The sequence below is a fragment of the Nostocoides australiense Ben110 genome (assembly GCF_001050535.1).
Taxonomy (GTDB): domain Bacteria; phylum Actinomycetota; class Actinomycetes; order Actinomycetales; family Dermatophilaceae; genus Nostocoides_A; species Nostocoides_A australiense.
Genome location: NZ_HG764815.1, coordinates 375,373 through 390,039 on the forward strand (window position 1 = coordinate 375,373; position 14,667 = coordinate 390,039).

Here is a 14,667-nt window from a genome sequence, read left to right on the forward strand (position 1 = left end):
GGTCGCCGCCCCGGCCGCCGGCCCGGCCGCCGGTGGTGCCGGTGGCGAGGCCGCTGCCGCGGAGGAGAAGGACGAGTTCGACGTCATCCTCGCCGCTGCCGGCGACAAGAAGATCCAGGTCATCAAGGAGGTCCGCTCGCTGACCTCCCTCGGCCTGAAGGAGGCCAAGGACCTCGTCGACGGCGCCCCCAAGCCCGTCCTCGAGAAGGTCGACAAGGCCACCGCCGACAAGGCGAAGGAAGCCCTCGAGGGCGCCGGCGCCACCGTCGAACTGAAGTGATTGTGACCCTGTAGACAGGCTCACCAGCCGGTCTCCGGGCCCCCTACCGATCACCCCTTCCCCGCAACGAAAACCGTTGCGGGGGAGGGGTTTTCGTTCTCGTATGTCGCCCGCTCGCCGCAGGTGCGGCGTCCGGGGGGCGACGGCATACGACCCTCGGCGACGCGCCGTGTGACCGCTACGCTTGACGTGGGCGGCGTCTTAGCGCCATCCTCTTTGCGTCGCAGTGCGACCGCCGCCAGGGCCACGTGGACTGGACAGGCTTGGACAGCCATGCCTAAATGCCGTATAGTGCTTCTTTGCGCTGTCTTCCCACACTCTCCTCGACGTGCTACAGGTATGTCCCGGGCCGAACGCTCGGAGTCCTGAACGTGCGCCGTGGTGTGCGCGGGCCGATAGCGGACCCAGACAGGCCTGTGGAAGGACCCCTCCTTGGCTGCCTCGCGCACCGCACCTCAGTCAACTGCAAAGACGGCTTCCGGCCGTTTGTCGTTCGCGAAGATTCGCGAAACCCTCGAAGTCCCCGACCTCCTCGCCCTCCAGACCGAGTCCTTCGACTGGCTGCTGGGCAACGAGCGCTGGCAGGAGCGCGTCGCCGACGCCCTCGACGCCGGCCGCAAGGATGTGCCGGACCGTTCGGGCCTCGAGGAGATCTTCGAGGAGATCTCCCCGATCGAGGACTTCTCCGGCTCGATGAGCCTCAGCTTCCGCGATCACCGCTTCGAGGAGTCCAAATACTCCGTCGAGGACTGCAAGGAGCGGGACCAGACCTACTCCGCGCCGCTGTTCGTCACCGCGGAGTTCATGAACACCACCACCGGTGAGATCAAGAGCCAGACGGTCTTCATGGGCGACTTCCCCCTGATGACCGAGCGCGGCACCTTCATCATCAACGGCACCGAGCGCGTGGTCGTCTCCCAGCTCGTCCGCTCCCCGGGCGTCTACTTCGAGCGCACCCCCGACAAGACGTCCGACAAGGACATCTACACCGCCCGGGTCATCCCGAGCCGCGGCGCGTGGCTGGAGTTCGAGATCGACAAGCGCGACATGATCGGCGTGCGCGTCGACCGCAAGCGCAAGCAGTCGGTCACCGTGCTGCTCAAGGCGCTCGGCATGTCCGAGGCCGAGATCCGCGAGGAGTTCGCCGGATTCGAGTCCATGGAGCTGACGCTCGAGAAGGACCACATCGCCGGCCAGGATGACGCTCTGCTCGACATCTACCGCAAGCTGCGCCCGGGCGAGCCGCCGACCCGCGAGGCCGCCCAGACCCTGCTGGACAACCTCTACTTCAACCCCAAGCGCTACGACCTGGCCAAGGTCGGCCGTTACAAGATCGGGCGAAAGCTCGGCCGCGACGTCGACCTGCACGACTCCGTCCTCACCCTCGAGGACATCGTCGCGACGATCAAGTACCTCGTGGCCCTGCACCGCGGCGACGAGACGATCACCGGTGTCCGTGACGGCGAGACGGTCGACCTGGCCGTCGAGACCGACGACATCGACCACTTCGGCAACCGCCGCCTGCGCAGCGTCGGCGAGCTCATCCAGAACCAGGTCCGCACCGGCCTGTCCCGGATGGAGCGCGTCGTCCGCGAGCGGATGACGACCCAGGACGTCGAGGCGATCACCCCGCAGACCCTGATCAACATCCGCCCGGTCGTGGCGTCGATCAAGGAGTTCTTCGGCACCTCGCAGCTGTCGCAGTTCATGGACCAGAACAACCCGCTGGCCGGCCTGACGCACAAGCGTCGCCTCTCGGCCCTCGGCCCGGGTGGTCTCTCCCGCGACCGCGCCGGCATGGAGGTCCGTGACGTCCACCCGAGCCACTACGGCCGTATGTGCCCGATCGAGACCCCGGAAGGCCCGAACATCGGCCTCATCGGCTCGCTCGCGTCCTACGGGCGGATCAACGCCTTCGGATTCATCGAGACCCCCTACCGCAAGGTCGAGGGCGCGACGGTCACCGACGAGATCCAGTACCTGTCCGCCGACGAGGAGGACAAGTTCGTCATCGCCCAGGCGAACGCCGCGCTCAACCCCGACGGCACCTTCGCCGAGGAGCGGGTCCTGGTGCGCACCAAGGGCGGTGAGGCGATCGACGTCGCCGCCGACGAGGTCGACTACATGGACGTCTCGCCGCGGCAGATGGTCTCGGCCGCGACCGCGATGATCCCCTTCCTCGAGCACGACGACGCCAACCGCGCGCTCATGGGCGCCAACATGCAGCGTCAGGCGGTCCCGCTGGTGCGCAGCGAGGCCCCGCTCGTCGGCACCGGCATGGAGTTCCGCGCCGCGCTCGACTCCGGCGACGTCGTCCGGGCCGAGAAGGCCGGTGTCGTCACCGAGGTCTCCGCCGACCTGATCTCCGTGGCCGCCGACGACGGCAGCCACCGCACCTACCGGGTCGCGAAGTTCGCGCGTTCCAACCAGGGCACCTCATACAACCAGCGTGTCGTGGTCGCCGAGGGTGACCGGGTCGAGGAGGGTGGCCTGCTCGCCGACGGTCCCGCGACCGACAACGGCGAGATGGCGCTCGGCAAGAACCTGCTCGTGGCGTTCATGCCGTGGGAGGGTCACAACTACGAGGACGCGATCATCCTCAGCCAGCGCCTGGTCCAGGACGACGTCCTGTCCTCGATCCACATCGAGGAGCACGAGGTCGACGCCCGCGACACCAAGCTCGGCCCCGAGGAGATCACCCGGGACATCCCGAACGTCTCCGAGGACGTGCTGGCCGACCTCGACGAGCGCGGCATCATCCGCATCGGCGCCGAGGTCCGCGACGGCGACCTGCTCGTCGGCAAGGTCACGCCCAAGGGTGAGACCGAGCTGACCCCGGAGGAGCGCCTGCTGCGCGCCATCTTCGGCGAGAAGGCCCGCGAGGTCCGCGACACTTCCTTGAAGGTGCCCCACGGCGAGACCGGCACGGTCATCGGCGTCAAGGTCTTCGACAAGGAGGACGGCGACGAGCTGCCCCCGGGCGTCAACCAGCTGGTGCGCGTCTACGTGGCCAACAAGCGCAAGATCACCGACGGTGACAAGCTCGCCGGCCGCCACGGCAACAAGGGCGTCATCTCCAAGATCCTCCCGATCGAGGACATGCCCTTCCTCGAGGACGGCACCCCGGTCGACGTCGTGCTCAACCCGCTCGGCGTGCCCGGCCGGATGAACATCGGCCAGGTCCTCGAGCTGCACCTCGGGTGGGCCGCCAGCCGCGGCTGGCAGGTCCCGGACGGCGCCGAGTGGGCCGCGGGTATGGCAGCGGATGCTCACAATGCGCCCGCCGGCACCCGCGTCGCCTCGCCCGTCTTCGACGGTGCCCGCGAGGAGGAGATCTTCGGTCTGCTGGAGTCCACGACGCCGACCCGCGACGGTCAGCGCCTGGTCGCCGGAAACGGCAAGGCCCGCCTCTTCGACGGCCGCTCCGGCGAGCCCTACCCCGAGCCGGTGTCCGTCGGGTACATGTACATCCTCAAGCTGCACCACCTCGTGGACGACAAGATCCACGCCCGCAGCACGGGTCCGTACTCCATGATCACGCAGCAGCCCCTCGGTGGTAAGGCCCAGTTCGGTGGCCAGCGCTTCGGCGAGATGGAGGTGTGGGCCCTGGAGGCCTACGGCGCCTCCTACGCCCTGCAGGAGCTGCTGACGATCAAGTCCGACGACGTCAACGGCCGCGTCAAGGTCTACGAGGCCATCGTCAAGGGCGAGAACATCCCCGAGCCCGGCATCCCCGAGTCCTTCAAGGTGCTCATCAAGGAGATGCAGTCCCTGTGCCTGAACGTCGAGGTCCTCTCTCGCGACGGCAGTTCGATCGAGCTGCGCGACACCGAGGATGACGTCTTCCAGGCGGCCCAGGAACTCGGCATCGACCTGAGCCGGCGCGAGCCGAGCTCGGTCGAGGAGGTCTAGGCGGTATGCCGCGCGCTCACCGACGAGGTGAGCGCGCGGCATACCACCCGCCGGCCTTGCGCCCTTCGGCCCCAGCGTCAAAAACCCTGTGGCCCAATGACATACGAGCGAAATACGGCACAACGGAAGTGAAGGAAGCACCGAGTGCTTGACGTCAACAACTTCGACCAGCTTCGGATCGGCCTGGCCTCGGCGGAGTCCATCCGCGAGTGGAGCCACGGCGAGGTCAAGAAGCCGGAGACCATCAACTACCGGACCCTGAAGCCGGAGAAGGATGGCCTGTTCTGCGAGCGCATCTTCGGCCCCACCCGGGACTGGGAGTGCGCCTGCGGCAAGTACAAGCGGGTCCGGTTCAAGGGCATCATCTGCGAGCGCTGCGGCGTCGAGGTGACCCGCGCCGCGGTCCGCCGCGAGCGGATGGGCCACATCGAGCTGGCCGCCCCCGTGACCCACATCTGGTACTTCAAGGGCGTCCCCTCGCGCCTGGGGTACCTGCTCGACCTGGCCCCGAAGGACCTTGAGAAGGTCATCTACTTCGCGGCCTACATGATCACCTCCGTCGACGTCGACCAGCGCCACGCCGACCTGCCCTCGCTCGAGGCGCAGATCGAGGTCGAGAAGAAGGAGATCGAGAACCGCCGCGACAGCGAGATCGACACCCGGGCCAAGAAGCTCGAGGCCGACCTCGCCCAGCTCGAGGAGGAGGGCGCCAAGGCCGACGTCAAGCGCAAGCTGCGCGACGGTGCCGAGCGCGAGATGGGCCAGATCCGCCGGCGCGCGGACGGCCAGCTCGACCGGCTCGACCAGGTCTGGGACCGGTTCAAGAACCTCAAGGTCCAGGACCTGGAGGGCGACGAGATCCTCTACCGCGAGATGCGCGACCGCTTCGGCCTCTACTTCGAGGGCGGCATGGGCGCGGCGGCGATCCAGAAGCGTCTGGAGACCTTCGACCTGGAGGCCGAGGCCGAGTCGCTGCGCGAGATCATCGCCACCGGCAAGGGCCAGAAGAAGACCCGCGCCCTCAAGCGCCTCAAGGTCGTCTCGGCGTTCATGACGACGGACAACAACCCGGCCGGCATGGTGCTGGACGCGGTCCCGGTCATCCCGCCGGACCTGCGCCCGATGGTCCAGCTCGACGGTGGCCGCTTCGCCACCTCCGACCTGAACGACCTCTACCGCCGGGTCATCAACCGCAACAACCGGTTGAAGCGGCTGCTCGACCTCGGCGCCCCCGAGATCATCGTCAACAACGAGAAGCGGATGCTGCAGGAGGCCGTGGACTCGCTGTTCGACAACGGTCGTCGTGGCCGGCCGGTCACCGGCCCGGGCAACCGGCCGCTGAAGTCGCTGTCCGACATGCTCAAGGGCAAGCAGGGCCGCTTCCGTCAGAACCTCCTCGGCAAGCGCGTCGACTACTCCGGCCGGTCGGTCATCGTCGTCGGCCCGCAGCTGAAGCTGCATCAGTGCGGCCTGCCCAAGCAGATGGCGCTGGAGCTGTTCAAGCCGTTCGTGATGAAGCGTCTGGTCGACCTCGACCACGCGCAGAACATCAAGTCGGCCAAGCGGATGGTCGAGCGGCAGCGCTCCGTCGTGTGGGACGTCCTCGAAGAGGTCATCACCGAGCACCCGGTGCTGCTCAACCGTGCGCCCACCCTGCACCGCCTCGGCATCCAGGCCTTCGAGCCGCAGCTGGTCGAGGGCAAGGCCATCCAGATCCACCCGCTCGTCTGCACGGCGTTCAACGCCGACTTCGACGGGGACCAGATGGCCGTGCACCTGCCGCTGTCGGCGGAGGCCCAGGCCGAGGCCCGCATCCTGATGCTGTCCTCCAACAACATCCTCAAGCCGGCCGACGGTCGTCCCGTGACGATGCCGACGCAGGACATGATCATCGGCCTCTACCACCTGACCTCCGAGGTCGGGCCGGCCTACGCCGATGACAAGCAGGAGCAGCTGCGCAGCTTCGCCAGCCCCGCGGAGGCCCGCATGGCCTTCGACGCCGGCACCATCAAGCTGGGCAATCTGATCCGGGTGCGGCTGCGCGACTTCGTGCCGGCCCTGGGGACCGAACTGCCCGAGGGCACCGAGGTCACCGAGGACGGCCGCGTCGACTCGCTCATCGTCGAGACCACGCTGGGCCGGGCGCTGTTCAACGTCGCCTTGCCGCTGGACTACCCGTTCGTCAACGAGCCGGTGGACAAGAAGCGTCTCTCGACGATCGTCAACGACCTCGCCGAGCGTTACAGCAAGGTGCAGGTCGCGGCCTCGCTCGATGCGCTGAAGGAGGCCGGCTACCACTGGGCGACCCGGTCCGGCACCACCGTGGCCGTCGCCGACGTGGTCACCCCGCCGCGCAAGGGCGAGATCCTCGGTGGTTACGAGGAGAAGGCCACCAAGGTCCAGACCCAGTTCGAGCGTGGTCTGATCACCGACGACGAGCGCCGTCAGGAGCTCATCGAGATCTGGACCAAGGCGACCAACGAGGTCTCCAAGGAGATGGAGTCCAACTTCCCGAAGGACAACCCCATCTTCCGGATGGTCAACTCCGGTGCGCGTGGTAACTGGTTCCAGTTGCGGCAGATCGCCGGCATGCGTGGCCTGATGGCCAACCCGAAGGGTGAGATCATCCCGCGCCCGATCCGCACGAACTTCCGTGAGGGTCTGTCGGTGCTGGAGTTCTTCATCTCCACCCACGGTGCGCGTAAGGGTCTGGCGGACACCGCGCTTCGCACGGCGGACTCCGGCTACCTCACCCGTCGTCTCGTCGACGTCTCGCAGGATGTCATCATCCGCGAGGAGGACTGTGGCACCGAGCGTGGCCTGACCATGCCGATCGCCGCGACCAGCGAGTCCGGCACCCGGATCGTCAACGACGAGGTCGAGACCTCCGTCTACGCCCGAACCCTCGCCGAGGACATCACGGTCGACGGCGAGACCCTCGCCGAGGCCGGCATCGACCTCGGGGACGTGGTCATCGGGGCGCTCTTCGCCGCCGGCGTCGACGAGGTCAAGGTCCGTTCGGTCCTGACCTGTGAGTCGCGGGTCGGCACCTGCGCCAAGTGCTACGGCCGCAGCCTGGCCACCGGCAAGCTGGTCGACATCGGTGAGGCCGTCGGCATCATCGCCGCCCAGTCCATCGGTGAGCCCGGCACCCAGCTGACGATGCGGACCTTCCACACCGGTGGTGTGGCCGGTGACGACATCACCCAGGGTCTGCCGCGTGTCGTCGAGCTCTTCGAGGCTCGCACCCCCAAGGGTGTCGCTCCGATCGCCGAGGCCACCGGCCGCGTCGAGATCGAGGAGACCGACAAGGCCCGCCGCATCCTGCTCACCCCGGACGACGGCTCGGAGGAGCACGCCTACCCGGTGAGCAAGCGCGCGCGTCTGCTGGTCGCCGACGGCGACCACGTCGAGGTCGGCACCAAGCTCGTCCAGGGCGCCATCGACCCCAAGCAGGTGCTGCGCATCCTCGGCCCGCGTCAGGTGCAGATGCACCTGGTCGACGAGGTCCAGGCCGTGTATCGCCAGCAGGGTGTGGCCATCCACGACAAGCACATCGAGGTCATCGTGCGGCAGATGCTGCGCCGGATCACGATCATCGAGTCGGGCGATGCGGACCTGCTGCCGGGCATGCTCGCCGAGCGTTCACGCTTCGAGCAGGAGAACCGCCGCGTCGTCTCCGAGGGCGGTCGCCCGGCCTCGGGTCGCCCCGAGCTGATGGGCATCACCAAGGCCTCGCTCGCGACCGACTCGTGGCTGTCGGCGGCCTCCTTCCAGGAGACCACGCGCGTCCTCACCGAGGCCGCGATGGAGGCCAAGTCCGACCCGCTGCTCGGCCTGAAGGAGAACGTCATCCTCGGCAAGCTGATCCCGGCCGGCACCGGCCTGACCCGCTACCGCAATATCAAGGTCGAGCCGACCGCTGAGGCCCGCGCCGCGATGTACGCCATGCCGAACTACGACGAGTACGCCTACCCGGTCTTCGGGTCCGGCACCGGCGAGGCGATCCGCCTCGACGACGCCGAACTCGGCTTCGACCGTTTCGACTGACGCACCTCGTCCGAAACCCTCGACGGGTTTCGGTTCGGCCGGTTGCCGAGCGGGCGTTAAGGTATGCGGGGCGGTCGCCGCGGCGTCGCCCGCGCCGCCTTAGCTCAATTGGCAGAGCAGCCGCCTTGTAAGCGGCAGGTTGCCGGTTCGATTCCGGCAGGCGGCTCCGGTGGAGATGCGAAAAGGGCCCCGGGACGTTGTCCCGGGGCCATTCGCGCTTTGTCGTCCGCGTCCTAGAGGACGCGGTTGAGGTAGGTCTGCAGGGCCTTGGTGGTGCTGCTGCCCCACACGCCGGTCTGGCTGTGGCCGATGACGCGCTGCAGGGCCTTGGTGGTGATGGGGCCGACGATCCCGTCGGGGTAGACCTTCACCTTGCGCTGCAGGGCCTTCTTGTCCTCGGTGCCCCAGTTGCCGTTGACCGGGCGGCCGATCCACTTCTCCATGGCGGAGTAGGTCTTCGGGCCGAGAACGCCGTCGACGACCAGGTCGCCGCTGGTGCCGGTGCCGCCCGTCGTGCCCGTCGAGTCGGTCCACGGGTTGACCGCAAGACCGTTCGAGACGGTCAGGCCGGCCCGCACCGAGCACACAGGCCAGGCGCCGGGTCCCTGCACCTTCAGGACTTCCTGGGCGGTGTCGATCTGCTCGGCCTTGGACGCCTGGTGGGCGTAGGAGGCGTACTGGCCGCCGCCGAAGCCGAGCCAGGTGGAGTAGGAGAACTGCAGGCCGCCGTAGTAGCCGTTGCCGGTGTTGATCGACCAGTTGCCGCTCGACTCGCAGTCGGCGACACGGTCCCAGACGTGCTCCGCGTGGGCGACGCCGGGGGCGATCAGGACGCCGGCCGCGGCAGCGCCGGCGATGCCGGGGCCCGCGAGGCGGGAGCGGAGGGGACGCGGGGTGCGGTGGCGACCCACATAGGAGGTGGCGCGAGCCATGGGGGGATAGTCCTTTCCTGACTGGCGCCGCTGAGGTGAGCTGTCGGGTTAGGGAGGTCAGGTTCCCTGCCGCAGTGCGGCTGCACCCCAAGACCCGCATCGCTGCCGGTCAGTAGTGGTTCCCCCAGCCATCCGGTGGGGCATCTCGGGCCCGAAGGATCCGGACGTTGGATGGTTGGGCGCGCGCCGGATCGGATGAATTGGTGAGTTATCCAGTTGTCGGCGGCCAACGCCGCCCCCGGAAAGGTACGGGATCGCACCCCTCCCGTGCAATTGCTGTCCACCCGCTGTGCGGTGCGGGTCACGGTATGCCGTGTGCGCTGGGCACGAGAACGCGCCGGTGACCGAGTGGTCACCGGCGCGTCCCTAAGGGTATGCCGGGTGGTTACATCCCGCCCAGGCCCCGGGGGGAGCCGACGCCGGTCGGGGCGTCATACCCCTTCAGCCCGTTGCACAGGTAGTCGCCGCCGCACAGGCCGTTGGCCCCGCCGACGACATCGAAGAAGGCGCTTCGGTTGTCGTAGGGGGTGCGGCTGGTGAACGTGCTGCCGTTGCCCTTCAGGCCGATGAGGCCGGCGATGTAGGGGGCGGAGGCGCTGGTGCCACCGCCGATGATCCAGCCCGGTTCGAGCCCGAACGGGTTCTCATAGGTGTCGTAGACCGCCACCCCGGTGGCGGGGTCCGCGACGGCGGAGACGTCGGCGACGGTGCGCATCCGGCAGTGGGTGTCCTTCTGCCACGGGCTCTTCATCACGTAGGCCGAGCAGGCGCTGCCGCTGCCGCTCCAGACGTCCTCGTCCCAGCCGCGCCCGGTGCCGGGCTTCTTGGTGAGAGTCGTGCCGCCGACGGCGAGGACCTTGCGGAACACCGCAGGGGTGGAGGCTTGCATGAACCCGTAGTCACCGGAGGAGGCCACAGAGATCGTCCCGGGCTTCTCGTAGGCGTCCCGCAACTGCCACATATAGCCGCCTTCGCCCCCGCCATAGCTGTGGGACAGCACGGTGGCGCCCTTGCGGGTCGCGGTGCGAGTAGCTTCGGCCATGCTGTTCATGTAGTTGTCGTCGGCCTCGACGAGCATGATCTTGCAGGTCGGGCAGGCCGCCGAGACCATGTCGAGATCCATCGACCCCTCCAGGGCCCAGCCGCCGTCCGGCTGCGGGTAGTCGCCTTTGACGCCGCGCTGGTTCAGTTTGGTGAAGCAGCCGTTGGCGGTCGTGCACGGCGGCAGGCCCATCGTCTTGCGATAGACCGCGAGGTCCTTCTCCGCATTGGGGTTGTCGAAGGCGATGATGATGGCGACCGTGGTGTGTGCGCCCTTGGCGGGGGCCTTGTATGCCGAGCGGAGGTCGGCCGCAGTCATGCCGGGCGGGGTGCCCCTCGAGTCGAGACGGCGCGCGTTCTCCTGCCGGAACTGACTCATGCACCGGGCGTATTCGGCGCGTGTCTCGGCCGAACACGGCCGGCTCGCGCGAGGCGAGTCCGCTGTGGTCGGGGTCGCGCTGGCGCCGAGGGTGGGCGTCAACCCGAACGCCAGCGTGGTGGCGGCGGTGGCGGCGGTCACGGCCCGCCGGAAAGTGTTGCGACGCATGGTTTCTCGCTTTCTCGTGCCGTCCGCGATCAGCCGGCCAGCCCGAAGGCGCCGGTGATCTGCTCGGTGTAGGTGGAACCGGCGGCGTCGGCGACCGACACCTTCAGGTTGACTCCAGTGCGCCCCGACCCGGGCTCGGGGATGGTCAGCGCAACGGCGCGCTGGGCGCCGGACCCGGTGACGGGGGCAGCGGTCCAGGTCTTCCCGTCATACGACACCCAGACCTTCACGGACGTGACCCCCTTTGCGGTGGCCCGGCCGACCTGGTTGACCGTGAGGTCGAGTCGGCGTTTGCCGGCCGGCAGCGCGCCGAGGGCGGTCTGACCCGCGATGCGGTAGTCCACGCTGAGGAAGGGCAGTACCCGGCAACCCGTCTCGGCGAGGCACATCCACCCGTCGGGTGCCGGGAAGGAGGCCGCCATCTTGGTCGACGAATTCGTCGACAGCACCGTCGTGCGCGGGAAAACGGCGCCGGAGCGGGTGGCGACATGGGTGGTCGTCACGGACTTGGTCCCCGCAGGAAGCGCAGAGTAGCCGGACAACTGGCCCTGACCGGCATACAGAACCGTGTCGTCGGCCTTGATCGTCACGCGGCCGAGGATGTCTGGCTCGACGCGGTCGGCGGAGCCCAACTGGGCGTTGGTGCTCAGCGGCGGCGCCTCGACGTTGAAAACGCCGTCGGCGACGCACGCCGGACAGATCTTGAACGGCGCGCTGGCCGGCGGGGCGGCATACCGCTGATGCAGGGGGCCGACACCCCAGACGACGCTCTTGATCGTGCCCGGCTTGGGGGAGGCGGCGGGCGGTGAGGCGAAACTGCCCTTGGTGGTGAATGTCGGGTCGAAGCTGATGTATTGGTCCAGGCGAGCGCTGTGGTCGAGCCCGGGCCCAGCGGTCGCGTAGGTGGTGAGGCGGTCGCCGGGCAGTGGCGCCCCGAGCGACCAGCCGCCGCCGGGACCCATGACCGCCCGCGCGAAACTCGCCGACGCGAGACTTCGCACTCCGGTGAAGCGATCCTTGTAGGTCATCAGGTTCGAGGCGTCGCTGTGCTTGACGATCGTGCCGTCGGGGATGCGCCCGTCGATGGAGTAGTGGGTGGCGAAGCGGTATGCGGGGGTGACCCCGCCCGGTGAGACGGCGAGGTAGTCCTTGGTCAACGACTGGATGCCGTGCAAGGTCCCGACGGTCGGCACGACTCGCACGGAGAAGCTGTCGTCACCGAGGGCGCTGAGGCTGAAGCCCACGCCGCCGGTCGGTCCCTGGATCTCACGATTGACGGACTGTGCCCAGAACGGGTTGACGACGGGCTTGTTGACGCTCGTCTTGAGCCGCATGGTGGCCTTGCGCAGGTCGAGGACGATTTCGTCCCCGTCGCCCACGGTGGTCTCGCGGCCCGCGCCCATCGCAACGACCGGTTTGCCGGCCACCTCGGTGAACGTGCTCCCCAGCAGCTGATAGGTGCCGGCGGGAACGCTGATCTTGGCGATGCCGTGCGTGGTGAAAACCATCCCGTTGCCCTTGCCCGGATCCACGACATTGGTGAACCCGACCAGGTCATCCAGCGGGCGTCCGTCGAGGCCGATGAGCCGGATGGTGACGGTGACCATGGGCCAGCGTGGCGTGGCCGCCGGCTGCGCGGGTGGCGCGACCGTGCGGACGTGGGCGAAGAGGGTCTTGGCGTCCGTCGTCGCCAGCGCGCGACCGAGCGCGGCGCTGCTGGCGGCGTCGACATAACCGGTGGCGGTCGTGCCCGTGCGAGCGGTGATCACGATGCCCGGGACGGCCGTGGGCGCCGAGGAACTGGCGTAGGTGACGTTGACGGCGGTGCGGCCGCTGCCGCGCGCGGCGAGAGTGCCGACGTCGAAGAGGGCCTTGTCGAAGACCCGGCCTGCAACTCCTGACATGCGCCGGGGGATGACATAGGTCGTCGTCCCGATCGTCATGCTGCGCGCCCCCGCCCTGGCCAGGTCAGCCGGCGCAGTCACAGTGGGCGCCGCGCCCGGATTGCGTTGCACGCCAACGCGATCCCCATTCGGGAGGACGGCCACTCCTGTTGAGACGCTGGATGGCGCCGTTGGCGTCCAGGTGCGGGAGGGCGGCCTGGTGCCGGCTGCCGGGGCGGGGCTCGAGGCCGTCGCGGTGCCGGCACCGACGCCGGCGGCCAGGACCGTGCTGCCCGCCATCGCCGCGATGAGGTTCTTCTTCATCCGTCACGCCTTTCGGTGTTGAGGTTTGGCAAACGTTGAGTGTCCGAAGACCGCTCCGGTGTTTCAGGCGGGTGGGATCTCGAGCGGGGAGGACGACATGGCGCCCCACCGGCGCGTGCTTCGAGACGTGGCAACGTGATCCATCCCCTGCGTGGCGCCGTCCCGGGCTCGTGCAGACGGTGTCTGCGCTCGTCGGTGCCTGACCCGATCCTCACACCCCATATACCGGGTATGTCAAGGCTTCGTTGCGGCGAATCTCTGCGGACCGCATCCGCGCCCGTGACCTGCTCGCCAGCGGCGGAAAGTCGCTCTGAGCTCAGCGGCCGAGGACGTGCCGGGAGATGACCAGGCGCTGGATCTGGTTGGTGCCCTCGAAGATCTGCGTGACTTTGGCCTCGCGGAAGTAGCGCTCCACAGGGAAATCCTGGGTGTAGCCCGCGCCACCGAGCACCTGCACCGCGTCCGTGGTCACCTTCATCGCGGCATCGGTGGCCACGAGCTTGGCGATGGCGGCCTCCTTGCTGAAGGAGCGCCCGGCATCGCGCAGGCGAGCGGCATGCAAGTAGGTAGCGCGGGCGGCGCCGATCGCCGCAGCCATATCCGCGATGACGAACGCCAACCCCTGATTCGACGCGATCGGCCGGCCGAACTGCTCGCGCTCGACGGCATACAGTGCCGCCAAGTCGAGCGCGCCCTGTGCCAAACCCGTTGCGCCAGCAGCGATTCCGAGGCGCCCGGAGTCAAGCCCCGCTAGCGCGATGGGCACCCCCTGGCCCTCCTCGCCGATCCGCCGCGAGGCGGGCACGCGCACATCCTCGTAGATGACCTCCCGCACCGTGTCGCCGTGCAGTCCCATCTTGCGCTCCGGCGCGCCGAAGGAGAGGCCAGGTGTGTCGGCGGGAACGATGAAGCACGACACCCCACGCCCCCCGTCGTCGGAGGTGCGCGCAAAGGTCGTATAGAAGTCCGCGTGCCCGGCATGGGAGATCCACGCCTTCTTGCCGTTGATGACGTAGTCGTCGCCGTCGCGGCGGGCGCGCGTGGTCATCGAGGCGATATCGCTGCCGGCCTGGGTCTCCGAAAGGGCGTAGGCACCCAGGGTCTCGCCGGAGAGCATGTCGGGCAGGAGGTCGGCCTTCTGTTCATCCGTGCCATAGGTGAAGACCGGGTAGCACGTCAGCGTATGAACCGAGATGCCCAGCCCGGCTGCCATCCACGCGCTCGAAAGCTCTTCCAGCACTTGCAGATAGACCTCGAAGGGCTGCCCGGCCCCACCGAACTCCTCCGGATAGGGCAGCGACATCAACCCGGCCTGGCCGAGCATCCGGAAGACGTCACGCGGGAAGGCGTCGCTCTTTTCCGCGGCCGCCTCGGAAGCGTCGGCCCGCGGCCGCAGCTCCTTCTCGGTGATCTCTCGGACCAGATCGATCAGGTCGGCACTCTCGTCGGTGGGCATCAGGCGTTCGACGGGCATACCCGCAGCCTACCCAGCGGTATCTCCGACGTTTGGCGGGTCATAGCCCGCCAGATGTCGGACTTAGCGGGCGGGGTCGGCGGTGAGGCGGGCGGGCGGTATGGGTGCCGGAGCGGGGCGCTTGGCGGCGAGGGCGTCGCCGGAGGAGCGGCCGTGCAGGTGCCGGTTCACCCAGGGGCCGAAGTGCTCCTTGCCCCAGGCCGCGTGGCCGGCGAAGGCCTCGC

The 14,667-nt window shown here is 68.5% G+C and carries 7 protein-coding genes, 1 tRNA gene and 1 riboswitch; of the genes, 4 read left to right on the forward strand and 4 right to left on the reverse strand.

The genetic code is table 11. The annotated features are described in order from the left end of the window. The 4 genes from rplL to BN11_RS01785 form a co-directional block, all read left to right on the forward strand. The coding region (gene rplL, locus BN11_RS01770; RefSeq protein WP_048693674.1) for a 50S ribosomal protein L7/L12 at nt 1-280 on the forward strand (280 nt) is incomplete at its 5' end. A gap of 432 nt (nt 281-712) precedes the next feature. Then, complete coding sequence (gene rpoB / locus BN11_RS01775) at nt 713-4,192, forward strand: DNA-directed RNA polymerase subunit beta (RefSeq protein ID WP_048693676.1); 3,480 nt, start codon at nt 713-715, stop codon at nt 4,190-4,192. 144 nt (nt 4,193-4,336) lie between these two features. Further along, nucleotides 4,337-8,242 (forward strand): DNA-directed RNA polymerase subunit beta', encoded by a 3,906-nt coding sequence (locus tag BN11_RS01780; RefSeq protein WP_048693679.1) that lies wholly within the window; start codon nt 4,337-4,339, stop codon nt 8,240-8,242. Nucleotides 8,243-8,335: 93 nt separating this feature from the next. Next, a tRNA-Thr gene (locus BN11_RS01785) sits at nt 8,336-8,408 on the forward strand. A 67-nt stretch (nt 8,409-8,475) separates the two neighbouring features. Here the strand turns inward: BN11_RS01785 and BN11_RS25750 are convergent. The 4 genes from BN11_RS25750 to BN11_RS01805 form a co-directional block, all read right to left on the reverse strand. Next, a complete protein-coding gene (locus BN11_RS25750) occupies nt 8,476-9,174 on the reverse strand; it encodes a transglycosylase family protein (protein ID WP_048693683.1) in 699 nt (232 codons plus the stop codon). 10 nt (nt 9,175-9,184) lie between these two features. Next, nucleotides 9,185-9,327, reverse strand: a riboswitch (cyclic di-AMP (ydaO/yuaA leader). Nucleotides 9,328-9,559: 232 nt separating this feature from the next. Further along, complete coding sequence (locus BN11_RS01795) at nt 9,560-10,762, reverse strand: S53 family peptidase (RefSeq protein WP_053083966.1); 1,203 nt, start codon at nt 10,760-10,762, stop codon at nt 9,560-9,562. A 29-nt stretch (nt 10,763-10,791) separates the two neighbouring features. After that, nucleotides 10,792-12,969 carry a hypothetical protein gene (locus BN11_RS01800; RefSeq protein ID WP_157043923.1) on the reverse strand — a complete coding sequence of 726 codons (2,178 nt, stop codon included), beginning with the start codon at nt 12,967-12,969 and terminating at the stop codon, nt 10,792-10,794. Nucleotides 12,970-13,285: 316 nt separating this feature from the next. Next, nucleotides 13,286-14,443: an acyl-CoA dehydrogenase family protein gene (locus BN11_RS01805; protein WP_048693689.1), complete on the reverse strand. Its 1,158-nt coding sequence runs from the start codon at nt 14,441-14,443 to the stop codon at nt 13,286-13,288. Between the last annotated feature and the right edge of the window lie 224 nt (nt 14,444-14,667).